We start from the raw sequence: 21,430 nt of genomic DNA on the forward strand, positions 1-21,430 counted from the left end.
AACAGGCTCACATTTACAGCCGGCCCTGCAAAGGTCCGCTGCTGGGTGGCCCGGATGCCACCCCGGTTGAGAGGCAACCTCCGGGTCTCCCAACCTGAAAGACCGGCCTTCAGACTTGTGACAGTCTGAATGGCCACTAGTAACACCCGCTCAACACCATTGAGCCATTCCGCCTGTATACCTTGCCGAGTAACACCTGATCTGCCCTGCCACATCACTCAAGTTCTCACCAAGCGCAATTTTATTGGCGGTTTTCCCGAGAGAATTTTATGAGAAAAGCCCCAGTAGCTGCGTTTAATCCCAGCGATGCTGAAAAATACAGCCACCCAATTCCCGCGCGCGAGTTCATTATGAGCTTGCTCGAGAACAATAAAAAAGCCCTTGACCGTGAGAAGCTGGCAACAGTCCTTGAACTCAACAGCGATGAACAGAAAGAGGCATTGCGCCGCCGGTTGCGGGCAATGGAGCGTGACGGACAAATTGCCTTTGACCGCCGCAAGGGCTACAGCCTGGTTAAAGCAGAGGACCTGGTAAGCGGCCGTGTCATCGGCCACCCGGATGGTTTCGGCTTCCTGAGTACTGATGCACTGAAAGAAGACCTGTTCTTGTCAGACAACGAAATGCTGACCGTCTTTGACGGTGACCGGGTGCAGGCCCGCATCAGTGGTACCGATCGGCGCGGGCGCAAGCTCGGCGTTATTGTCAGTGTCATTGAACGCAATACACAGCAGCTTGTGGGCCGGCTGCAGTTTGAGGATGACCACTATTTCCTCAAGCCGGAAAACAGCCGTATCGCCCACGAAATTGACCTCGATCGAGACGAATTGATGGGCGCAAAGCCCGGCCAGTACATCTCCGTAGATATCACCGAGTTCCCGAGCCGTCGCTACAATGCCTTCGGGCGCGTAACCGAGGTGCTGGGCGACTCGATGGGGCCGGGCATGGAAATCGATGTAGCAATCCGCAGCCATGAGATCCCCCACAGCTGGCCGCAGGATGCCCTGCGGGCGGCGAAAAAACTGGGCAGTGAGGTACCCGAGGCAGACAAGCTGCATCGTGCCGACCTGAGAAAACTGCCATTTGTAACCATCGACGGCGAGGACGCCAAAGACTTCGACGATGCCGTCTACTGTGAAAATGTTGCGTCCGGTGGCTGGCGCCTGTTCGTGGCAATTGCGGATGTTTCGCACTACGTAGCCCCGGGAAGTGCGCTCGACGAGGAAGCCCGGAAGCGCGCAACCTCGGTGTACTTTCCCGGCCGCGTGGTACCCATGTTGCCGGAATCACTGTCCAACGGTTTGTGCTCGCTCAACCCGCAGGTTGACCGGCTGGTTATGGTCTGTGAGATGACAATCAGCAAGTCCGGGAAAATGACTGGTTACACCTTTTCAGAAGGTGTTATTCACTCTCATGCCAGGCTGACCTATAACCAGGTAAACGCGTTCCTGACAGCCCCGGACTCCAAGCTGGGTCGCCAGACCGCTCGCCAACTCAAGGAAACGGCACCTCACATCCACGCACTGCATCAGTTGTATGCGGTATTGAAAAAAGCCCGTACCAAGCGCGGCGCAATGGATTTTGAAAAGCCGGAAGTGCAATTCAGGTTCACCGAAGACCGCAAGATTGACAGGATAGTACCCGTCATCCGCAATGATGCACACAAGATGATTGAGGAATTCATGCTGAGCGCCAACGTGGCGACCGCAGACTTCCTCAAGCAACGGAAGATGCCGGCACTGTACCGGGTGCATGAAGGCCCGCAGGATAAAAAGCTGACTACCCTGCGCGCCTTCCTTAACGCCAGGGGACTCAAGCTGGCCGGCGGCAACAAGCCCCGCCCCGCGCATTTCGACCAGCTACTGACCCAGGCAGGCGAACGTAGCGATGCACAAACCATCCGCACCATGATGCTGCGATCACTCAGCCAGGCGGAGTACAGCCCGGATAACCGTGGCCATTTCGGCCTGGCCTATTCCGCCTATGCCCATTTTACTTCGCCCATTCGCCGGTATCCGGACCTGATGGTACACAGGGCCATTCGCTCAGTGATCCGCCAGCCAGTGCAGCGTAACCTTTTGCCCCGGGCGATTAGATCCATCTTCGGCGCAGGCAAGGCAGCGGTGAAGCGCTTTGACAGCGCGGAACGCCTCGCCCCGCACAAGAGCTACCCCTACGACATGGCGGCAATGGAGACTCTCGCTGTACATTGTTCTACCGCCTCGCGCCGCGCCGACAAGGCGAGCTGGGATGTGGAGGCGTGGCTGAAATGTGAGTTCATGCAGGACTTTGTTGGCGAGACCTTCCCCGGCCAGGTAAGTAGCGTCACCAACTTCGGCCTGTTTATCGAGCTTGACGAGATTCAGGTTGAAGGCCTGGTACACGTGACGGCACTGAAGAAAGACTACTATCACTTTGATGCCGCCAGGCAGTGCCTTACCGGCGAGCGCAGCAATACGAGTTTTGCCCTCGGAGATGAGATCGAGGTGCGGGTAGTACGCGTTGATATGGAACGTCGCAAGATTGAATTTGCACTGGTCGATTAAGGCCCCGCCTGGAAATCTTGAGCAACAGTGAAGCAGCCGACTGTGATCTACCCGGATACCCCAGTCCCTCGCAACTGAGTTTGGGGGGCGGGGTTAGGTATCGACCAACAACCACCGGGGCATGCCTTGGTGGCTGTCATCCAGCAAAAGCCTGGGCTGCGCATGGTTGGCGGCCAATGACTTCTCCTCTCCAGCAAATGAAGCCTGCCAGCAGTCGCCTGTAGCCTTGCTGTACCGAATGGCAACTGGATCCAGCTCCACCCGGGTCAAATACGACTCCCCGTTCCGGCACACAAACAGCTCACTCGTACCATACCCAATAGACACTGCGGCCACGCGAGCCTGGTTAATCGAGCGAGCAAATATGGGGGAGGCATCGGTATTGGATGTCCCCTGTCCTGATTCACTCTCCCTGTCTTGTGCCAGAGAACCCCAAAGCTTCCCCTCAGTCCTAGTGAAAATATTTCCTATAAAAAGTGTGATGCGAGGCACTTTTTTCTACATCAGGCAAAAAATAGGTTGCACTGTGCCAGTTCCTCGTTGACTCTCGAGTGGTGAAGATGAATTTGGCGCTAGGGCTTATTCCATTCCCGCGCCGATCATTTCGCAAACAAACCTAGCTCCCAACCTGCACCATTACGGGGCTGGCAATTCATAGATGCAAAGGACCGTCGCTCATTGACGCAAGGGCAATTTGCAGTAGACGAGGGGGAACAGGGGGTAAAACACTTCGGGCAAAAGCTCGGCAATAGTAGTGAAAGGCCGCGACAGACGGCTCCACGAGCGATGTGACTTCCAGACACAACGACACACAACACTGTCGTACGCGAAATACCTTGGTTAATAAGCAATAAAACAAGGACAGAAGTGTATGAAAAATCAGCTGCAATCCGTCACAGAGACCCTCCAGCACCACGAGCTCTACCGGAGCATTACCACCCTTGACCAGTTACGTGACTTCATGAGCATCCACATATTTGCGGTATGGGATTTCATGACCCTCGTGAAACGGCTACAGAACTCCCTGACCTGCGTCACGCTCCCCTGGAAAAACCCGGAAAACATCTTCGCCGCCCGCCTGATCAATGAAATCGTGTTTTACGAGGAAACCGACCTGAACTTTGACGGGCAGCCTGCGAGCCACCTGACCATGTACCTTGAGGCCATGGAAGAAATCGAGGCGGATGCATCCTGCTTCCTCACGTTTATCGCAGCACTGGAACGTGGGGAGGACCTGGAAACAGCCCTGGAGGAAGCCGACACACCGGATTTCGTGCGGGAGTTCGTGCGCGCAAACATCCAGCTTGCCCTGACCGGTGGCAATGAAGAGGTTGCGGCAAACTTTCTCTACGGTCGGGAGGATGCCATCCCCGAGATGTTTACCCGGCTACTGGACCAGTGGGGGGTGGATGAGCACCGCATTCCCCGCATGACATATTACCTGAAGAGACACATTGATCTTGATGGGGATGAGCATGGACCTGCCGCACAGAAGATTCTCGAAAACCTGATTGGGGGTTGTGATCACGCTCGGGCCCGCGCGTTCAGGGCCGCGGAACAAGCGATAGAGGGGAGAATCCGACTCTGGGACGGCATTCTGGTGCAGATCCAGCAAGCCGAGCCATCTGCGCGAATCGCCGTCTAGGTATATCGCCAGGCCCCGGCAAGCCCGGTATCGGCGCTTTCCGGGGCGCTCACTCCCCCCGTCTTACCGATGTGCCCCGCCCCACCCTGTATTCCAGCGCACAAAGTTCCAGTTGGCCTATGGTGACAGCCATGGTTTACGGCGCCACTTTATTGGCAGCCCGGCAAGAAATAGGCTGGACACGAAATCTTGTCCTAAGTTGCTACTGCAAATCCCTCCAATACGATTAGGAGTATACAAATGGCAGGCAAAGTCATGTTAATCACCGGCGCCTCAAGTGGCATCGGGCGAGCTACGGCATTGAAAGCCGGCCACGCAGGAATGCGACTGGTCCTCACCGCCCGCAGGGAGGACGCCCTGGATTCGTTGGTAACAGAGCTGGGAGCTGATAACGCCGTGGCTGTCCCGGCCGATGTTGCGGATTGGAACCAGCTTGAAAAAGTGGTGAAAACAGCCATCAACCGGTTCGGGCAGCTGGACGTGGTATTTGCCAACGCCGGCACCGGCATCTCACAGCCAGGGACCGAGGCGGGTGACCCTGGCGAATGGCAAGAGGTGATAGACGTCAATATCCGCGCCCTGCTCTGGACAGCAAAGCTCGCCCTGCCGCACCTGCGCAGTTCCCGTGGTCACTTCATCATGACCGGCTCCCAGGCTGGCCGGATGCCGATCAAGGGATCGGTCTACGGTGCCTCCAAGTGGTTCGTACACGGCTTCGGGGCCAACCTGGCAGAGGAAATGGCGGAGTGGAACGGGCGCTGTACCGTTATTGCCCCGGGGATGGTAAACACGGAGTTCTTCGACGAGCCGAAGCCCGACAAACTCGACCCGGAAGACATTGCCGACGCTGTACTGTTCGCTGTCAACGCACCACCTAGGGCCAATGTCCGCGAGGTATTCGTAGTTCCCACGGAGTAACACCGGGCTGCCTACAGGGTCTGCTGGCCGGGTTCAGCTCAACGCCCCGGCACGTCGGGCATCGGGGCAGTCCCCGAGCTAACCGGAGTACAACCCTCTGCATCGGTAAAAATCTGGTTCTCGTCGTGCAACTCGCCATTATCCTGCCGGCAAGCTGGATTACTGTCATGGTACTGATTGCCCCTCAGAACAACATCTACGCCACCGACACGGACCTGGGCGGCAAGGTTATCCACGGTATCGGGGAAAAAGCGGCTGTTGAACATACCTGAATACAGGTAACCGGACGAGAGCTCGACAAAGGCTGCCGAATCGTGTTCCGGCATCAACACTGTGTCATTGAAAAAGCTGTCTACAACGAAATTGAATCTCGGTGCCCAGTGGTTACTGATATCCCCGGTGCGCAGGTAGTCCGTGCCAGATAAGTCCTCAGGATTTTTCGTGGTATTCAGGTTCTCGAATCCACCACTGCCCCGCAAGGCGAGCCGGTGCTTACCGCCACGCCCACCAATATGATTTCCCCTGTGCCAGACATTAGAAACTACCAGTCCCCACACGCCCATAAAGCGTGCATTGTGCTCCATCGCTGTGGTCACATCGTTTCCAATCAGGCCACCGTTGACCATCTGGCAACTGTCCATACAACCGATATTGACGTTGGGAAGATTGTCCGGATGACTTTTCAGCACGGAATCGGACAGGAAGATACCGTAGGGCCAGTGGAGCAGCGAGCAATCGAGGATGTCCGGATTCTTGCCGCAATAATTCGCCTGCGAGGTAAAGCTGAAGGTGCCCCAATATTGCCCGGTCTCCGACCAGTCCATATCCACATTGTGTACAGTCACCAGGGTTGCGGCCATACCACCGCTGATATTGCCAGCACGGATGCCAGTGACAGTCACATTGTAACTCCAGCCCTGGACAATATTACCCTGATTATCCTGAACAAGCTCCGGATACCCCTGGGCCTGTGCCGAAGTGGGGCTGCGGTCTTCACAACGCCCCGCGACACCAATACGCACGTCCTCGACTACGGGTCGTGCACCCTCACCGTAGCGGTCAATGGTGATATTCCCCTCGCCGTAATCGGTGCAGATTCTCCCGAAACTTTCGCCCGCATGGAGCAACACGCGCTTGCCAGCATACTCGCCAGTAGCCGGCAGGTCCGATGCCTGGACGGCCCCTGCAGGACAACCATTGTAGTCCCCGGCAGGAGAAACACAGATTGTGCTATCCGGCGTGTAGTAGGCCTCCTGTGCCAGTACCCGTACCGTCGTAAAAGCATCTTCGTAATCACCACTCGGGTTCTGCACCCTGACACCGACATTGTACTCGCAGGCACCGTCGACATAGCGGCTACTGGAGGGCGTACAGACAAACGTATGGATGGCACGGGGACTGGACCCTACCTGCTGGTTTCGGCTGCGCATTGTTGTGCTGAATTCACCGGACTCGGGATCGTCGAAATTGAAGTGATAGGCGAACCACTGGCCGGTGGCACAGGCCACCGGATCGGTGCCACCGGAAAGATCCTGGCAGGCAGTATCGGTTGAATCCTGGGCGGAGAAATAGATCGTCTCCGGCGACACCCCGCTGCTGCGCGTCAGCACCCGCAATATGGCGTCGATGTTGGCGCTACCCCCACCGCCATCATCACACTCACAGGGATCCTTCTTGGGCCCGTTGCCATTCCCCTGCCCCTGGCCTGCGACCAGAGGCATATCGGAGGGATCGACAGACTCCGGCGGTGACTGCATTTTTAGCACCCCGGTCAGGAGAATCAGGATCCCGGCGATGGCGATTGCCTGTGATATCCGGGGCATAGCGCACTTCCTGTGAATTGCCGCTCATTGTTACGATTAGAATAGGTTGCCTGACCAAAGAACATTGAATAATTACGTGGCAAGAAGGGTCAACCCTGCAACAGGGTTCTCATTTATCAACGGTCGTGCCGCGTTCCTTAACATCCATATCCCCGATTCAACACAGCTTAGTGCATGTATCAGCCCATCCGAAGGCGGACCTTACACATGCCCGGATTCCGGTCGACGGATATTGCCTGCCTGCGGTAACCTCTGGAATCATCGTCCCAGAAGGAGAACACCATGCTCAGGACAACCACATCCACTGTCGATGGTCGGGAAATTCGCGAGTATCTCGATGTCGTCGCAGGCGAGGCAATTATGGGTACCAATGTTTTTAAAGACTTCTTTGGTGCCATTCGCGACTTCGTTGGCGGCCGCGCTGCTGCTTACGAAAAGGAAATGTCCAGGGCAAGGGCGATCGCCTTCAAGGAAATGGAGGAGCAGGCCCGTGAACTGGGCGCCGATGGCGTTGTCGGTATCGATATCGATTACGAAGTTGTCGGCGCTGAGGGCGCAATGATGATGGTCAGCGTCAGCGGTACGGCGGTCAAATTCCGCTGAAACTGGCGCTCAATAATCACATAACAGCTGATCCGAATTGCAGGGTAGAGGAATGGACAAGGACCAGTATCTCGCTGAGGTGGAATCGCGGCTGCGGCGTATGTTCTCGGCCTCCAAGAGCGGTTACAAGACACCGGCGGTGGACCGGCACCGATTGGAGGGTTTTATGCAGGCCGGGGTATTTTTCGGGCTGACCGACAACCGGGAATTGACGCAGCTGATGGAAGAGACGCATTTCAGCGTATTCGGCAAGACGATCCGCGAGCGCCGCGAGGATAACCCGCTGAACTGGCAGAGCGAGCCGGTCGACTACCGGGCCTACGAGGCCCCCACCTTTATCCGCAACGGTGAACCCGGGGTTGAATAAAGCCGCACCCGACCGGGAACGGCTTCAGTGAAGAGAGAGGCAATAGTGGCTGGGATTCGGGCCTAGAAGCGTGAGAAATCCGCGGGGCGCTTCTCCATAAACGCGGTAGCCGCTTCCTTGAACTCCTCGGACTGCAGGCGCTTCTGGAAGTGACCGGCCTCCTCCTGGATCACTTCCAGGCCCCGGTCATGGGTGCCCTTACGCAACAGTTGCTTGCTCAGGCGCACCGCCTCCGGTGCTCGGGTTGCCAGCTCTGCCGCCACCTGGCGCGCCCGCGGCAATGCCTCTTCCGCCGCTACTGCGGCATTGCAGATGCCCAGCTCCACCGCCTCGGCGGCATCGAATTTCTTGCCCAGCAGGAGCAGCTCCGCTGCCCTGGCATGGCCCATGATGCGCGGCATAAAGTAGCTGGAAGCGTATTCCGGGCAAAGGCCCAGGTTCACAAACGGCATCTGGAACAGCGCGTCCTCGCCGGCGAACGCCATATCGCAATGCAGCAGCATGGTGGTACCGATCCCCACCGCCGGGCCGTTGATGGCAGCGATCACCGGCTTGGGGAAGTTGTACAGGGCCACCATGAACTGGAAGACCGGCGATTCCTCGCTGGAGGCGGACCCCCCGAGGAAATCCATCAGGTCATTACCGCTGGTGAATACGCCTTCGGCACCGGTAATGACCACTACGCGGACATCCCGGTCCTCCGCTGCGGTATTCAGCAAATCGGCCATGGCCTGGTACATGGCCATGGTGAGGGCGTTCTTGCGCTCGGGGCGCACGATGGTGATTTCCAGTACGCGGTCGGATACCTGCGCCTGGACTTCTGCACATGAGCTTTGCATGGGCATCTCCGGTTACAGTCTGCTGACAGGCGCCAGTCCCGGTGGGGCCGCGCGCCGCGATAATGCCACCATCTTAGCTGCTGGGCCGGGGCTTGGGAGTCCCGAATCGACCACATCCGTTGACCGGAGTCACCGCATCATGCAAAAACGCCGCCCCTGGGGCGGCGCCTGCCAGTGGCTGCTTACTTCGCGACCGAATCCCGGCGCAGGGGCTGGCACATGCAGTGCACGCCACCGCCTCCGGGGGTGATCATGGAGATATCCGGGTCGATCACCTCCAGGCCGTGGGCGCGGCACTTCTCCGCCAGCCCCTTGTTGGCACTGGGCAGCATCACCCGGTCATTGCCCAGGGCCACTACGTTGACCCCGAGCTCAAGCACCTGTGGGAAGGGGATATCGATGATCTCGATCTTGCGGTCGCGGAACCACTGCACCAGCTCAGGCTCCACCGCGTCGACACAGATAGCCGCCAACTTTTCCGCCAGCATTGCCACCATCACGTCGATATGCAGGAAGAAGGGGTCAAACGGGTAGCCCTTCACTTCCCAGCCCTCTTGCTCGATCCAGCCTTTCATCTGCTCGAAGCCCTGGGGACTGGTGCGCTCACCGGAATAGCCGCAGAGAATGACGCCCGGCTCCAACACCATAAAGTCCCCCCCCTCCAGGGAGCCGGCGGTGATGATGTCGTAGATGGGGATATCCAGCTCCTGGTAGAGCTTTACGATCGGCGCCCATTCGCCGCGCCGCCAGGGGCTGTACATCTGCGTGACAATCGGGCCCCAGGGGGTCATCACCGAGGAATCACGGCCATAGATCTGGTAAGGCAACGCGCTATCGGCGGGAATAATGTGAGTATTCACTCCGGCATGGCGATAGGCATCGACCATTTCTGCATGCTGGGCTGCAGCCACCTTGTGATCAAACTGCATCCCCAGACGCACCGCCCGGCGGGCACTGGCATTGCCGGTGCGCCAGCTGAAATTATCCACGGGCCCTATCAACACGTCGCGCAGGGTTCCATATTCGGAGTCCATGCCCCACTTATCCAGGGGCGGGGTACCGCCATTGTCGAGGCGGCGGCGAAAGGTGAAGTCACTCATTACGGCTCTTTCCAATTAACTGCTGGATTCCCGGGGCGACCGCAGGTCGCCCCTCTTTCTTTGCCGGCTGCTATTGCCATTCAGTCACTGGCGACGCCGGCGCGGGCGAGCATGGCCTGCAAAAGGACATTGCAGCCCTTCTCCAGGTGATCCGGTTCGGCGGATTCCGCCTCGTTGTGCGACAGGCCGCCGGCACAGGGGACAAAGATCATCGATACCGGGGCCACGCGGGAAACGTATACCGAGTCGTGCCCTGCCCCGGACACCATCCTGCGGTGACTGTAACCGAGCCCTTCCACCGCGGTGTTAACCGCGTCGATACATTGCGGGTCGAACGCCACCGGCGGGGAATGCCACTCATCGCGGATTTCGATCCCGCAGCCGGTGGCTTCCTGTAATTCCTGCGCCACCCGGTGCAGGGACTGGTGCAGGTGCTCGAGTCCCTCCGGTTGGGGATGACGCAAATCCAGCGCCAACACCACCTTTTCCGGGACGGTATTGCGGCTGCCCGGCTCTGCGCGCAGGTCGCCGCAGGTCATCCGCGCCTCGTCACTGTAAGCCTTAACCTCGCCATAGAGGCGCTCGCACAGCTGTGACAACGCCTGTACCGGGTCTCGGCGGTCCGCCATGGGCGTGGGTCCGGCGTGGCACGGCGTGCCATGGAAGGTAACGTCATACCAGCGGATGCCCTGGACCCCGGTCACCACCCCGATGACCTGGTCCTCCTTCTCCAGGATCGGGCCCTGCTCGATATGCGCCTCGAACGCCGCGGTAATAGGGAAGGGTTCCGCCGGCTGGTCTCCCAGGTACCCGATGCGCTCCAGCTCGGCACCGATGGTCCTGCCGTTCTTGTCCTCGCGGCCGTGGCCGTAGTCGAGGCTGAACTCCCCGCACCAGACCCCGGAGCCGATCATGGCAGGCGAGAAGCGCGCCCCCTCTTCGTTGGTCCACACCACCACTTCCAGGGGCGCGCGTGTCTGTAGTCCATGTTGTTCCAGGGTCCGCATCACCTCCAGTCCGGCGAGGACACCAAAGACACCGTCGTACTTGCCTCCGGTGGGCTGGGTGTCCAGGTGGGAGCCGGTGATCACCGGTGGCAAGTCCGGGTCAGAGCCCGGCCGCCGGGCAAAGATATTGCCCATGCGGTCCACCCGGATCTCACAGCCGGCCTCGCGGCACCATTCGGTGAACAGGTCACGACCGGCCCTGTCCTCGTCGGTTAGTGCCTGGCGGTTGCAGCCACCGGCCGGTGTGGCGCCAATACGCGCCATCTCCATTAGGCTGTCCCACAGGCGGGCGCCGTCGATTCGCAGATCTTGCGCGGTGTTTTTCATTCGAGTCGCTCCAGACCTTATAATGTGTCTAATATTACGCTTTTTCCCGCAATTTTAGTTTTGATCTGCGGCGCATAAAGAAAGCAAAGTTTCGCCGTTGATCAAAATACAGACAGGCAGTAAAGATTCCATGACCGTAACCTATAGCTCTTATCTTAAAGTCGACGACCTACTCAAGTGCCAGCAGCCGCTTTCCGACGGCCCCGAGCACGATGAAATGCTGTTTATTGTGATCCACCAGAGTTATGAGCTGTGGTTCAAGCAGTTGCTGCACGAGCTGGACTTCCTGATGGGCCTTTTCAATGCCGGGGAGAAGTACCGCGCCCTGCATACCCTGAAGCGGGTGGATGCCATCTACCGGACCCTGATCCAGCAGGTGGACATTCTCGAGACCCTCACGCCGCTGGAATTCCTCTCCTTCCGTGATCGCCTCTCCACCGCCAGTGGTTTCCAGTCGTTCCAGTTCCGGGAGCTGGAATTCGTCTACGGAGCCAAGGATGCCAAGAAACTGGAGAACTACCCCCGGGGCTCGGAGCACCGCGCCCGCCTGCAAGAGCGCCTCGAGGCCCCAACATTGTGGGATGCCTTCGTGACTTTCCTTGCCAAGGAGGGGCATTCAATTCCAGAGAGCGTGCTCAAGCGGGACTTCAGCCAGGTGGCAGAACCCTCCAGTGCGGTGCAGAAGGTGCTGATCGATGTCTATCGCAACGACCCGCTGGTAGGCGAGATCTGTGAAGCACTGGTGGATATCGACACATCCCTCCAGCAGTGGCGCTACCGCCACGTAAAGATGGTGGAGCGGACCATCGGCGCGAAGATGGGCACCGGCGGTTCGAGCGGGGTGGGCTACCTGCAGAGCACCCTGTTCCGGCCGGTATTCCCGGACCTGTGGGCAATTCGCTCCGAGTTCTAGTCCCGGCCGGGCAAGCCGGCGCTGCGGCGCCGGACAACCGCAGCGCTGCCCCGGGCAACTGCCAGGCATAAAAAAAGCCAGCATAAGCTGGCTTTTTGCTTTCCGGAGCAACTCCGGACAGTGAACCGGGACCTCAGTCCTCGAACGGTACCAGGGAAACCTGGATACCGGCATTCACTTCCTTGGCCGCGTCCGCGATGGTGACGTAGGTGTCGGCACTGGACTTGTTGTGCGCGCGTACAATCACAATCGCCTGCGGGTTCTCGGCGAACAGCTGGGCGATACGGGCACGGACAGCGCGGGAGTCAACACGGCTGGCGCCCATATAGATGTCGTCGTTGGCATCCACGGTCAGCAGGATGTTCTGCTTGTCGGGATCCGGCGGAGTCTGTTCTGTCTCATTCGGATCGGGCACGTTCACATCCAGCGCCTTTTCCTTCACAAAGGACGCCGTCACGATAAAGAAGATCAGCATGATGAACACAACGTCCAGCATGGGCGTCAGGTCGATATCTGCTTTTTCCTCTTCTACGGCCTTACCGCGTCGTCTACTCATAAAACACCGTACAATTATCTAATGCGAATGGCGCCGGATTGACCGGTCTGATCAGGGGGGCAAGATTGCCGCGAAATGCCCATCTTTGCAAGTGAAACCTTCACCGTAAGGAAAATATCCTTTTGAATCAAGCGCTTAAGGTCTATTCCAGGCAGGCAAAAGCATTTTTTGGGTAAAAATTGCACTATCGGGTCGACAGGTAGCTTTCGTAGTCCGGAACCTCGCGCTCAAAGCTGGTATCCATCAGGGCGGACTGGACCATCATATCGGCACTGCTCGAGTTACAGGCCACCGGGATATTCCACACCGCGGCGATCCGCAGTAGTGCCTTGACGTCCGGGTCATGGGGCATGGGCTCGAACGGGTCCCAGAAAAACACCAGCACGTCGATCTCCCCCTGGCAGATCTTCGCCCCCAGTTGCTGGTCCCCCCCCAGGGGGCCGCTGAACAGGCGCTCAACCGGCAGACCGGTGGCGGACTCGATCTTCGCCCCGGTAGTCCCGGTGCCGAGCAGCTCGTGCTGCTCCAGCAGTGCCCTGTGACGGTTGCACCAGTCGATCAGTGCCTGCTTGCGATTGTCGTGGGCGACCAGGGCCACCCGTTTCCTGGCCGGGAGGGGTTGGGCAATAAACTGCATCTTATATAGTGTCTCTTATTGGTCGGTAGCGGCTTGGAACCGGGGCCGGCCGTAGCGAGGCCCGGGCCAGGGTTGATTTACGCAATTTTGGCAGCGCGACACAAGCCTTCCCCCGAAGGCCGGTTCATCCCCCCCCCGACGAAAGCGTGCTGCCCGGTTATACTGCGCTACCACTCAAATATCGAAATCAGGAGGTGATCGCATATGAGCGTTGGTGCCTGGGAGCCGGAAGACACGGCAAGCAACAGCGATGCACAAGTCGCCATAGACCGCGCGCAACTGGAAAGGTTTATCGACGCGGTGCGGGACAACAACCAGTTGCCAGGCCCGCTGGGCCAGGATGACCTGGCTGCATCGGCCCTGATGCGGCTGCCGGCCGGCCAGTGGCTGGAAGCCTGCGAATCCCTCGACAATGAACAGGTGTGGAACCTGATCCGCTTCTTTACCCTGGCCGAGATGCAACTGTCGGGCTGGGATGGCGGCGCCGAGTCGCCCGTGATTCCACTGGCAAAGTCCCTGCGCCGGCGCAAGGCCGCACTCGATCGCGAGCAGTTGCTGTGGATTCGCGAGCACTCAGACAACCGCTACCTTCCCTACGGCCCCCTTTAACCTGCCGCCCTGGTGCCATCCCCTGGCAACAGGGACGGTGACGGCGACTGTCGACAGGCGTGCGGCCTGGCTCAGTCGCCGAGGCGCGACAGCTGGCTGCGCAGCAATTGGACGGGCGCTGGCTTGCGATAATTATCCGGGACAAATCGCCACAGCACATAGCCATCCCGGTCAAGCAGCCAACAGGATGGCCTGGCCGCACCTATCCCGGCCCGCCAGCGGCGCCCCGCACGCTTCACGCCAAAGATCCTCACCCACAGGGGCACCGCCCCGGCCTCTATCCAGGCCTGGTTTTCCCGAGCCACAATGTCCAGGCTGAGATAGCCCTGCCGCCTCCCGTTCGGGGGGCGGGGGGCGGACCAGTGCTCTTCCGGTTCGGCTGATGCCAGCAACAGCATCGCATCGTGTTTTTCCAGTGCCGGCGCCAGGCTGGACACTTCCGCGAGCGATTCCCGGCTACTGGCACAGAAGCTTCCCCGCAGCACTACCAATAGCACGCCGGAAACATTCTGTTGCCGCAGGTAATCAGAAATCTCTAATTTTTTGCCATCGGCGGTTACCAGCGGGGGGAATTTCGCTCCGGGCTCCGGCAGGGGGGGATGCTGAAGCGAGGAAAAATGGAAAAGGTACAGCAGCACCAGGCCCAGGTTAAGCAGCGCCAAGTACAGGGCATTTCCAATTTCCCTGTCGGTAAGTAATACAACTGCCAACCCTGACAAAACTACCGTCAGTCCCGCCGATTCGCGCTCGTCTGCCCTGAATTTTTCTGGCCGCCAGTAGCGCAACAATAACCAGCCGGGCAGGCCCCAGCCACTGAGAAATGTTCCCAGCCAGGCCAGTTTTCCACTGGCAATCCACTGGTCGATTGCAAAAAAACCGCAGCCCCAGAGCCAGGCAAACGCGATAAAAGTAAAAAATCCCTTAAATTTAGCCATAAAAGGTCATATTGGCCCAAAAACACTTGCAATTGATTATATAAATACGCTGCAATTAGCGCGATGAAATTCTTTCGTCCAAAACAAATTTAATTACAGGGATATTTTATGGCTGCAAGTAAAAAATCTGCCGGTTCGGTCAGTGATGTTACCAAGCTGCAAGCGGAACTGACTTCACTGAAATCAAAACTGGATAAAGCCCGCGAAAAGCAGGAGAAGGACGCGGCAAAAGCTGCCGACAAGCTGGCCAAGGACGCTGAGAAAGCGGCCAAGAAAGCTGCTGCGGCCCAGAACAAGCTGAAAACAGTCCGCGCCAAGAAAAAGACCGCGGCCCAGAAAGCCCAGCTGGCCACGGCCCGCTCTGCGGCAACAGCGGCCAAGAAGGCCGCCGACAACGCCAAGGCGGCAGCCAAAGAGGCCAAGACCCAGCTCGCTGCCATCAAGGAAGACAACAAGATGGCGGCCAAGGTGGCCAAGGCTGTAGCGAAGGAAGAGGCCGCCATTACCAAGAAGCTCGCCGCTGAGGCCAAGAAGAAGGCCGCCGCCGAGGCCAAGAAGGCAGCAGCTGCTGCCAAGAAGAAGGCTGCTGCAGAGAAGAAGAAGGCCGCCGCTGCTGCCAAGAAGAAGGCTGCTGCAGAGAAGAAGAAGGCCGCCGCCGCCAAGAAGAAAGCTGCTGCAAAGGCCAAGAAGGCCGCCGCCAAGGCCAAGACCAAGGCCAAAACTGCCGCCAAAAAAGGTCCTGGCCGCCCGAAGAAGGCTGCTACCAAGAAGGCTGCCACCAAAAAAGCAGCGACCAAGAAGAAGGCCACTGCCAAGCGCGGTCCCGGTCGCCCGAAGAAAGCCGCAGCCAAGAAGACTGCAGCTAAAAAAACTGCCACCAAAAAGACTGGCGCCAAGCGCGGCCCGGGCCGTCCGCCCAAGTCCAAGTAAGGCAGACTACGGCACGCCGTCGCCGGCCTGCCCGCAATGCAAAACCCCGGCCACAGGCCGGGGTTTTGCTTTTCCAGTAATGTTCGGTCGGGCTCTCAGCGCACTATTGGTTCAGGCGCAACCCGCAGACCCGGTGATCGCGACCCAGCTCCAGGACGCAATCCGCCCGCCGGGGCATTTCATCCAGCAGGGTGCGGGTCACCCGCTCATAGTGCTGCACGAACCTTTCCACCTCCGCATCACTCATTCCACCACCGGTAGCCTCACGTAGCTTCTCCTCCTGCAGGCGCCGCCACTCGAGCACACTGGCCATGTCTGGCACCCGCAACATCAATAACAGGTGGAGCCGGGAAAAGAGCTCCCGGTAGGGCCCATCCAGCTGTGCGCGGACGTAGTCGCGCCAGATCCCCCGGGGATCCTCTGAGCGTTCCAGCTCGTTGACCGGAGTTTCCTGGTCCTGCCAGGGAAGCGCACCGACACACCAGCCCTCAAACAACAGGATATCCACCGGCGAGTGCCGGCATGACCAGGTTTCCCGCGGAGCCCGGTCATCGGTGGCCTTGTCAAAGCGCGGAATTGGCACCTCCTGCCCGCCGGGCAAGCGGGTCAGGCGATCGATGGTATCTACACCCAGTTGCACATCGTGGGTGCCGGGTACGCCGCGTGTCGCCAGCAACGGATGTACCCGGCGGGCGAGTTGCTGGCGTTCGGCGCGCGTCAGGTAAATATCATCGAGGGAAAAGCCGGCGCTCTCGATGCCCAGGGATTGCCAGACCAGCTGCAGGAAAGCGGTCAGGGTCGACTTGCCCGATCCCTGGCCACCGCATAGTCCCACCACCAGAGGGCCTCCCCTGTCGCGCTGCTGCCGGGCAAGCCATACCGCCAGTGGCAGGTAATAGTCTTCAACAAGTTGCATGAATGCCGCAGGCAAGCGGTGCGTGGCGATAAATTGCCGGATTTCACCTTCCAGCTGTGCCTGTAGCGCCTGTGCCCGCTCCGACACCGCAGCAGGCCAGTGAGAATCCGCCATATTGGATTTTCCCTATTTTATTTTCTGGCCCTGGCCGTCCCGTCCAGAGGACGGTCATCCCCTGCCGGCCTTTAATCCTCACCCCACTGTGCACCGCGAATAACGGGTGGCGAAAAGGCGGCAAGGCCCTCGCGAATGCGCCCCGGCAACACCAGCATGATTGGCGTCACCACCAGCGTGAGCAGGGTGGAGAAAGTAAGGCCATAGACAATCGCACTGGCCAGTTGCACCCAGAAGGAGGCGATTACCCCGCCCACCACTATATCCCGGCCCAGCATATCGACGCTCACCCCCAGGGCCAGCGGCAACAACCCCAGGATCGTGGTGGCCGTCGTCAGGAAGACCGGGCGCAGTCGCTGCGCCGAAGCTTTCACCGCCGCCGCTGCGGGTGACAGGGCTGGCTCGTTACTGCGCACGAAATTGTAGGTATCGATCAGTACAATATTGTTGTTCACCACGATCCCGGCCAGGGCGACAATGCCGACACCGGTCATGATCACACTGAATGTGGTCTGGGTTAGCAGCAGGCCCAGCAGTACACCGATGGTGGACATAATCACCGAGGACAGTATCAACAGGGACTGGTAAAAGCTGTTGAACTGCGTCACCAGCAGGATAAACATCAGGAACAACGACAACAGGAATGCCACCCCCAGGAAAGCCAGCGACTCATTCTGTTCCTCATCGGCACCGCGAAACAGCAATTCGACGTCCGCGGGTACCGGGTTGTCCTCGAGCCAGGCCCGGATTTCCTTCACCTTGTCGTCGGCCAGCACGCCCTCCTCGGCATCCGCCTTGATCTGCATGCGGGTTATACCGTTGATCCGCTCGATCTTATCCACCTTGGGGCGCGCCTCGGTAGCGACAAAGCTGCTCACCGGCACTGTGCCCCCGGGTGTGTTCACCTTGAGCCGGTCCAGGGCGGCGATTCCGCGCGCCCGCTCCGGGTAACGGATGCGGATATCCACTTCCTCGTTACTGTCGTCCGGCCGGTACTCCGCCACCCGCACACCGGTGGTCACCAGTTGCACCGCGCGGCCCACCTCGGTGAGGTCGGCACCGTAGAGGGCCGCTTTCGCCCGGTCCACAGTCACTTCCCACTGGATGCCCGGCAGGGGCGCCGTATTGACGATATCCCGCAAGCCATCAAAATCGTTCTCCAGCGCGCGGTGCAGTCGCCGGGTCTCCGCCAGTAACTGGTCGTAGTCGCGACCGCGCAATTCCAGCACGATGTCCTTGCCGATCGGCGGCCCCCCCTCAAATACGTTGGCCGTCACCTTGATACCGGGGAAATTGGCGGTGCGAGCGCGCAGGTCGGCAAATATATCGCGGCTGCGCCGCTCACGTTGCTGCGCCGGGTAGAGCTCCACCAGCATATTGGCGATCTGGTCCGGGGCGCGGTCGCGATTGCCCGACAGGCCACCAGATCCCACCGCGGTATAGGCAATCCGCACCTCGGGCACCTCCAGTACAGCCTGCTCCACTTCCGCCACCAGGGCACGCTGCTCGGCAACTGACAGGTTCCCCTGTGCGCGTACCTCCACATTGCCGTACTGCTCTTCGGTATCGGTAAAAAACTCAACCCCGGCCCCGAAAGAACCATACGCAACAACAATGCCAACCAGTGTCGCCACGGCACCGAAAAAAGCCATTAGTGGCCGTCGCACAATGGCGTCCAGGGTTCGCGCAAAGGTCCCGGTAATGCCCGTGAGTTCCGTGGGTTGGCCGCTCTCCAACTGTTTCAGGTATTGCTGGGTGCGGCTGTCCAGGTTGCCCTTGCCAAACAGGCTGCCCAGCACCGGGGCAAAGAACAGCGCATACAGCAGCGATCCTGCCAATACCGCAAAGACAGTAACCGGCAGGTAGCGCATGAAATCGCCCACCACGCCGGGCCAGAACATGATCGGCAGGAATGCCGCCAGGGTTGTGCCGGTGGAGGCCACCACCGGCCAGAACATGCGCCGCACCGACAGGGTGTAGGCAACCCGTGCCGACATGCCCTCGGCCATTTTGCGGTCGGCGTACTCGGTGATCACGATGGAGCCATCAATGAGCATGCCCAGCGCCAGCAGCATGCCGAACATGACCATGAAATTGAATGAAAAACCCAGGTACCAGGTGATGATCGAGCCGAACAGGAGCGAGAACGGAATCCCCAGGCCCACCAGCAGGCCCGAACGCAGCCCCAGTGCCGCCACCACGATAATCATGACCAGCAACATCGCCGTGAGGATATTGCCCTCCATCTCGCTGACCATATCGCGGGCAAACCGTGACTGGTCAAAGACAAAGTTCACTTCCACACCACGGGGCAGGCTGTCGAGCTCTGCATTGACTACCTCGCGCACGCGATCCGCCAGTGCGACCGAACTCGCGTCGTTGCGCTTTTCCACGTTGATCGCCAGGCCGGGACGCCCGTTGACGCTGGTGTAGCTGGAGGCGTCCTTGAAAGTGCGCCGCACATCCGTGACCTCACCCAGCTTGACGACACCGTCCGGGGAGGACTTTACCGGGATCTCATAGACGTCGCGGGCGGTCTCAATCAGCCCCGGCACCTTGACCGAAAAACGCCCGCGCTCGGTCATCAGTTCCCCGGCGGGAATCAGCAGGTTATTGCCCACCACGGCATTGATCAGCTGGCCACTGGTGATCTGGTAGTGCTCGAGCCGCACCGGGTCGATGAGGGCCTCCACCACCTCTTCGCGGTTGCCGCGCAAATCCGCACTCAGGACCTCGCTGATATTCTCGATCCGGCGCTGCAGGTATTGTGCCGTCTGCAGCAGGACCCGCTCCCCGACACCCTCGCCCGCCAGCGTCACGACGATCGCCGGAAACGGCTGTGCCGCCGCCTCCTCCACAATCGGTTCATCGGCATCCCGCGGTAGTTCCGCCTTTGCCCGGTCAACGGCATTGCGCACCTCGTCGAGCGCCTCATCGACAGGGATTGCGGTATCGAATTCCACCACCAGGTAAGCCAGGGACTCACGTGCGGTGGCAATCATTTCCTGCACACCCTCCAGCGCCCGGATTTCCTGCTCCAGCGGGCGCACCAGCAGGCGCACACCGTCTTCGGGCGAAATCCCCTCATGGCGCACCTGCACGATCACAAACGGCGGATTCACTTCCGGATTTGTCTCGATCGTCATCATCTGCCGCGCGACGATCCCCACCAGTACCACCAGCAGCATCAGGCTGATGGTGCTGCGCGCGCGGGACACTGCGCTGTCGAGAATACTCATGGGCGGCCCCCGTCCCCGTCTTCGCCGACCGGATCCGCCACCTGCTGCATAGCCGGCAGGCCGGAATCCCGCTCGGGGGGTGGCAGGGCCGATTGCCCCTGCTCCTGCTCTACTGCCACCACCTGCCCGGCGGTGACATATTCCTGGCCCACGGTTATCAGGTTGGTTTCCCGGGGCAGCCCGGTCACCCAGACCCCCTCGCTCCCGTCCCCGACCAGCTGGACATTGGAAAACTGTACCCGGTTCTCGCTGTCCAGGTGGCGCACCCCGAGTTCGCCCCGGTCGTCCAGCGTCAGCAACGAGGAATTGATCAGGTGTGCCTGAACCTCACCGGTGGGCAGGGCCAGCTGGCCGCTGAGCCCGGCACGCAGTTCGCCGTCGCTGTTATCCACCGACACCTCGATCCGGTAGGCGCGGGTCACCGCGTGTGCCTCCTGGCTCACATAGCGCAGGCGCCCCTTCGCTACCCGGCCCCGATGCAGTTCCGCAACCGCCGGCGCGCCCGGGACCAGGCTGCCCACCTCTCCCTCGGCAACCTCGCCTACCACCAGGATGGGGTCCAGGTCGAGGAGGGTTGCGCATTCCTCCCCGCGGCGGATGTAATCCCCCAGTTCCACTGCCCGGCGGTTGATCACGCCGGCAAAGGGGGCCCGGATCTCCAGGTTGTCCATTTCCACACGGGCGCGCTCGTATTCGGCCCGGGCGTTGGCCAGCGCCACTTCCTGCTGCGCCAGTTCAGTCTCGGACTGCAAGCCCTTCTTGCGCAGCCGCTGGGAACCTGAAAAGTCCAGCTCGGCCTTGCGCAGGGCGGCGCGCGCACGTTCCAGGCGCTGTGGGCGATCTTCGGCCTCGAGGCGACAGATCACCGTTCCTTTCTCCACTGCCCGCCCCTCCTCGACTGGCAGCTTCGCCACCACACCATCGAGTTCAGCGCGCATCCGCACGCTTCGATTGGCCTCGGTATGGGCATTGACGGTCACCCGGGTAGTGTAGGGCCGGGCCTCCAGCCGGCGGGCCCGCACACTGATCGGTGCCATTTCCCCGCCGGCGCCAGCACGGCCAGCAGGCGACTCTTCCTGCTCACCGGAATCGAGCAGGCCGCTCGCCAGCCACAGCAGCGCCGCCGCCGCGACGCCCAGCGCGATCCGGTAATTCTTCCGGCGCCAGATATCAGACAAGGAACTCATTACCCAAACCCATCCTTCTAAAAAATTTGATTAACACGCATGCGCAGGTTCCCGAAACGGGAGCTGGAGTATAGGGGCCACCACCAGCGCAAAGTCTGCCGGAATGCGAAAATCACAAGCGCCACCCGCACGATTCCAGAATACACCCGGAAAATGACCCTGAGATAGCGCGGCCGGTCGGGAAGGCCAGGAGCGGAGTACAATGGCGGGGGAACCCGCCAA

18 protein-coding genes are annotated in these 21,430 nt (G+C 59.8%); 8 read left to right on the top strand and 10 right to left on the bottom strand.

Translation table 11 applies throughout. The features are described from left to right. Positions 1–269 precede the first annotated feature (269 nt). From rnr to LVE68_RS06675, 3 genes are all read left to right on the top strand, one after another. Positions 270–2,543: a ribonuclease R gene (gene rnr / locus LVE68_RS06665; protein WP_233006241.1), complete on the top strand. Its 2,274-nt coding sequence runs from the start codon at positions 270–272 to the stop codon at positions 2,541–2,543. Between the two features lie 871 nt (positions 2,544–3,414). Continuing rightward, positions 3,415–4,188, top strand: a complete 774-nt coding sequence (locus LVE68_RS06670) for a DUF3050 domain-containing protein (protein ID WP_233006242.1) — start codon at positions 3,415–3,417, stop codon at positions 4,186–4,188. Positions 4,189–4,428: 240 nt separating this feature from the next. Next, positions 4,429–5,106: an SDR family oxidoreductase gene (locus LVE68_RS06675; RefSeq protein ID WP_233006243.1), complete on the top strand. Its 678-nt coding sequence runs from the start codon at positions 4,429–4,431 to the stop codon at positions 5,104–5,106. A gap of 38 nt (positions 5,107–5,144) precedes the next feature. Here LVE68_RS06675 and LVE68_RS06680 read toward each other — a convergent pair whose 3' ends face one another. Then, positions 5,145–6,929 carry a DUF5011 domain-containing protein gene (locus tag LVE68_RS06680; RefSeq protein WP_233006244.1) on the bottom strand — a complete coding sequence of 595 codons (1,785 nt, stop codon included), beginning with the start codon at positions 6,927–6,929 and terminating at the stop codon, positions 5,145–5,147. Between the two features lie 282 nt (positions 6,930–7,211). Between LVE68_RS06680 and LVE68_RS06685 the strand changes: the two genes are divergently transcribed. Both LVE68_RS06685 and LVE68_RS06690 read left to right on the top strand, forming a co-directional pair. Further along, positions 7,212–7,532: a heavy metal-binding domain-containing protein gene (locus LVE68_RS06685; protein ID WP_233006245.1), complete on the top strand. Its 321-nt coding sequence runs from the start codon at positions 7,212–7,214 to the stop codon at positions 7,530–7,532. A 52-nt stretch (positions 7,533–7,584) separates the two neighbouring features. Beyond that, complete coding sequence (locus LVE68_RS06690; RefSeq protein ID WP_233006246.1) at positions 7,585–7,899, top strand: hypothetical protein; 315 nt, start codon at positions 7,585–7,587, stop codon at positions 7,897–7,899. Positions 7,900–7,961: 62 nt separating this feature from the next. Here LVE68_RS06690 and LVE68_RS06695 read toward each other — a convergent pair whose 3' ends face one another. The 3 genes from LVE68_RS06695 to LVE68_RS06705 all read right to left on the bottom strand — a co-directional run bounded on the left by LVE68_RS06695 (position 7,962) and on the right by LVE68_RS06705 (position 11,172). Further along, on the bottom strand, positions 7,962–8,738 hold the full coding sequence (locus LVE68_RS06695) for an enoyl-CoA hydratase (protein ID WP_233006247.1): 777 nt from the start codon (positions 8,736–8,738) through the stop codon (positions 7,962–7,964). A gap of 182 nt (positions 8,739–8,920) precedes the next feature. Continuing rightward, a complete protein-coding gene (locus tag LVE68_RS06700) occupies positions 8,921–9,838 on the bottom strand; it encodes a dimethylarginine dimethylaminohydrolase family protein (RefSeq protein WP_233006248.1) in 918 nt (305 codons plus the stop codon). Positions 9,839–9,918: 80 nt separating this feature from the next. After that, positions 9,919–11,172 carry a Zn-dependent hydrolase gene (locus LVE68_RS06705; RefSeq protein WP_233006249.1) on the bottom strand — a complete coding sequence of 418 codons (1,254 nt, stop codon included), beginning with the start codon at positions 11,170–11,172 and terminating at the stop codon, positions 9,919–9,921. 130 nt (positions 11,173–11,302) lie between these two features. Here LVE68_RS06705 and LVE68_RS06710 point away from each other — a divergent pair, with 130 nt between their 5' ends. Further along, positions 11,303–12,085, top strand: a complete 783-nt coding sequence (locus LVE68_RS06710; protein ID WP_233006250.1) for a tryptophan 2,3-dioxygenase — start codon at positions 11,303–11,305, stop codon at positions 12,083–12,085. A 133-nt stretch (positions 12,086–12,218) separates the two neighbouring features. Here LVE68_RS06710 and LVE68_RS06715 read toward each other — a convergent pair whose 3' ends face one another. Beyond that, positions 12,219–12,641: an ExbD/TolR family protein gene (locus LVE68_RS06715; RefSeq protein WP_233006251.1), complete on the bottom strand. Its 423-nt coding sequence runs from the start codon at positions 12,639–12,641 to the stop codon at positions 12,219–12,221. 184 nt (positions 12,642–12,825) lie between these two features. Then, complete coding sequence (locus LVE68_RS06720; RefSeq protein ID WP_233006252.1) at positions 12,826–13,278, bottom strand: methylglyoxal synthase; 453 nt, start codon at positions 13,276–13,278, stop codon at positions 12,826–12,828. 204 nt (positions 13,279–13,482) lie between these two features. Between LVE68_RS06720 and LVE68_RS06725 the strand changes: the two genes are divergently transcribed. Further along, complete coding sequence (locus LVE68_RS06725) at positions 13,483–13,887, top strand: hypothetical protein (RefSeq protein ID WP_233006253.1); 405 nt, start codon at positions 13,483–13,485, stop codon at positions 13,885–13,887. 71 nt (positions 13,888–13,958) lie between these two features. Here LVE68_RS06725 and LVE68_RS06730 read toward each other — a convergent pair whose 3' ends face one another. After that, on the bottom strand, positions 13,959–14,822 hold the full coding sequence (locus tag LVE68_RS06730) for a hypothetical protein (protein WP_233006254.1): 864 nt from the start codon (positions 14,820–14,822) through the stop codon (positions 13,959–13,961). A gap of 108 nt (positions 14,823–14,930) precedes the next feature. Between LVE68_RS06730 and LVE68_RS06735 the strand changes: the two genes are divergently transcribed. Beyond that, a complete protein-coding gene (locus tag LVE68_RS06735; RefSeq protein WP_233006255.1) occupies positions 14,931–15,752 on the top strand; it encodes a hypothetical protein in 822 nt (273 codons plus the stop codon). Between the two features lie 103 nt (positions 15,753–15,855). Here the strand turns inward: LVE68_RS06735 and LVE68_RS06740 are convergent, their stop codons facing one another. The 3 genes from LVE68_RS06740 to LVE68_RS06750 all read right to left on the bottom strand — a co-directional run bounded on the left by LVE68_RS06740 (position 15,856) and on the right by LVE68_RS06750 (position 21,208). Further along, positions 15,856–16,782 carry a phosphoribulokinase gene (locus LVE68_RS06740; protein WP_233006256.1) on the bottom strand — a complete coding sequence of 309 codons (927 nt, stop codon included), beginning with the start codon at positions 16,780–16,782 and terminating at the stop codon, positions 15,856–15,858. Positions 16,783–16,853: 71 nt separating this feature from the next. Continuing rightward, a complete protein-coding gene (locus LVE68_RS06745) occupies positions 16,854–20,021 on the bottom strand; it encodes an efflux RND transporter permease subunit (protein ID WP_233006257.1) in 3,168 nt (1,055 codons plus the stop codon). Then, a complete protein-coding gene (locus LVE68_RS06750) occupies positions 20,018–21,208 on the bottom strand; it encodes an efflux RND transporter periplasmic adaptor subunit (protein ID WP_233006258.1) in 1,191 nt (396 codons plus the stop codon). Before LVE68_RS06750 ends, LVE68_RS06745 begins: the two co-directional genes overlap by 4 nt. Positions 21,209–21,430: the final 222 nt, after the last annotated feature.

This window comes from Microbulbifer sp. YPW16 (assembly GCF_021290385.1).
Classification (GTDB): Bacteria; Pseudomonadota; Gammaproteobacteria; order Pseudomonadales; family Cellvibrionaceae; genus Microbulbifer; species Microbulbifer zhoushanensis.

What these genes read in the sequence shown, in the direction of transcription:
- rnr (WP_233006241.1), top strand. Translation starts at nt 270, where the DNA reads ATGAGAAAAGCCCCAGTAGCTGCGTTTAATCCCAGCGATGCTGAAAAA.
- LVE68_RS06670 (WP_233006242.1), top strand. Translation starts at nt 3,415, where the DNA reads ATGAAAAATCAGCTGCAATCCGTCACAGAGACCCTCCAGCACCACGAG.
- LVE68_RS06675 (WP_233006243.1), top strand. Translation starts at nt 4,429, where the DNA reads ATGGCAGGCAAAGTCATGTTAATCACCGGCGCCTCAAGTGGCATCGGG.
- LVE68_RS06680 (WP_233006244.1), bottom strand. Translation starts at nt 6,929, where the DNA reads ATGCCCCGGATATCACAGGCAATCGCCATCGCCGGGATCCTGATTCTC.
- LVE68_RS06685 (WP_233006245.1), top strand. Translation starts at nt 7,212, where the DNA reads ATGCTCAGGACAACCACATCCACTGTCGATGGTCGGGAAATTCGCGAG.
- LVE68_RS06690 (WP_233006246.1), top strand. Translation starts at nt 7,585, where the DNA reads ATGGACAAGGACCAGTATCTCGCTGAGGTGGAATCGCGGCTGCGGCGT.
- LVE68_RS06695 (WP_233006247.1), bottom strand. Translation starts at nt 8,738, where the DNA reads ATGCAAAGCTCATGTGCAGAAGTCCAGGCGCAGGTATCCGACCGCGTA.
- LVE68_RS06700 (WP_233006248.1), bottom strand. Translation starts at nt 9,838, where the DNA reads ATGAGTGACTTCACCTTTCGCCGCCGCCTCGACAATGGCGGTACCCCG.
- LVE68_RS06705 (WP_233006249.1), bottom strand. Translation starts at nt 11,172, where the DNA reads ATGAAAAACACCGCGCAAGATCTGCGAATCGACGGCGCCCGCCTGTGG.
- LVE68_RS06710 (WP_233006250.1), top strand. Translation starts at nt 11,303, where the DNA reads ATGACCGTAACCTATAGCTCTTATCTTAAAGTCGACGACCTACTCAAG.
- LVE68_RS06715 (WP_233006251.1), bottom strand. Translation starts at nt 12,641, where the DNA reads ATGAGTAGACGACGCGGTAAGGCCGTAGAAGAGGAAAAAGCAGATATC.
- LVE68_RS06720 (WP_233006252.1), bottom strand. Translation starts at nt 13,278, where the DNA reads ATGCAGTTTATTGCCCAACCCCTCCCGGCCAGGAAACGGGTGGCCCTG.
- LVE68_RS06725 (WP_233006253.1), top strand. Translation starts at nt 13,483, where the DNA reads ATGAGCGTTGGTGCCTGGGAGCCGGAAGACACGGCAAGCAACAGCGAT.
- LVE68_RS06730 (WP_233006254.1), bottom strand. Translation starts at nt 14,822, where the DNA reads ATGGCTAAATTTAAGGGATTTTTTACTTTTATCGCGTTTGCCTGGCTC.
- LVE68_RS06735 (WP_233006255.1), top strand. Translation starts at nt 14,931, where the DNA reads ATGGCTGCAAGTAAAAAATCTGCCGGTTCGGTCAGTGATGTTACCAAG.
- LVE68_RS06740 (WP_233006256.1), bottom strand. Translation starts at nt 16,782, where the DNA reads ATGGCGGATTCTCACTGGCCTGCTGCGGTGTCGGAGCGGGCACAGGCG.
- LVE68_RS06745 (WP_233006257.1), bottom strand. Translation starts at nt 20,021, where the DNA reads ATGAGTATTCTCGACAGCGCAGTGTCCCGCGCGCGCAGCACCATCAGC.
- LVE68_RS06750 (WP_233006258.1), bottom strand. Translation starts at nt 21,208, where the DNA reads ATGAGTTCCTTGTCTGATATCTGGCGCCGGAAGAATTACCGGATCGCG.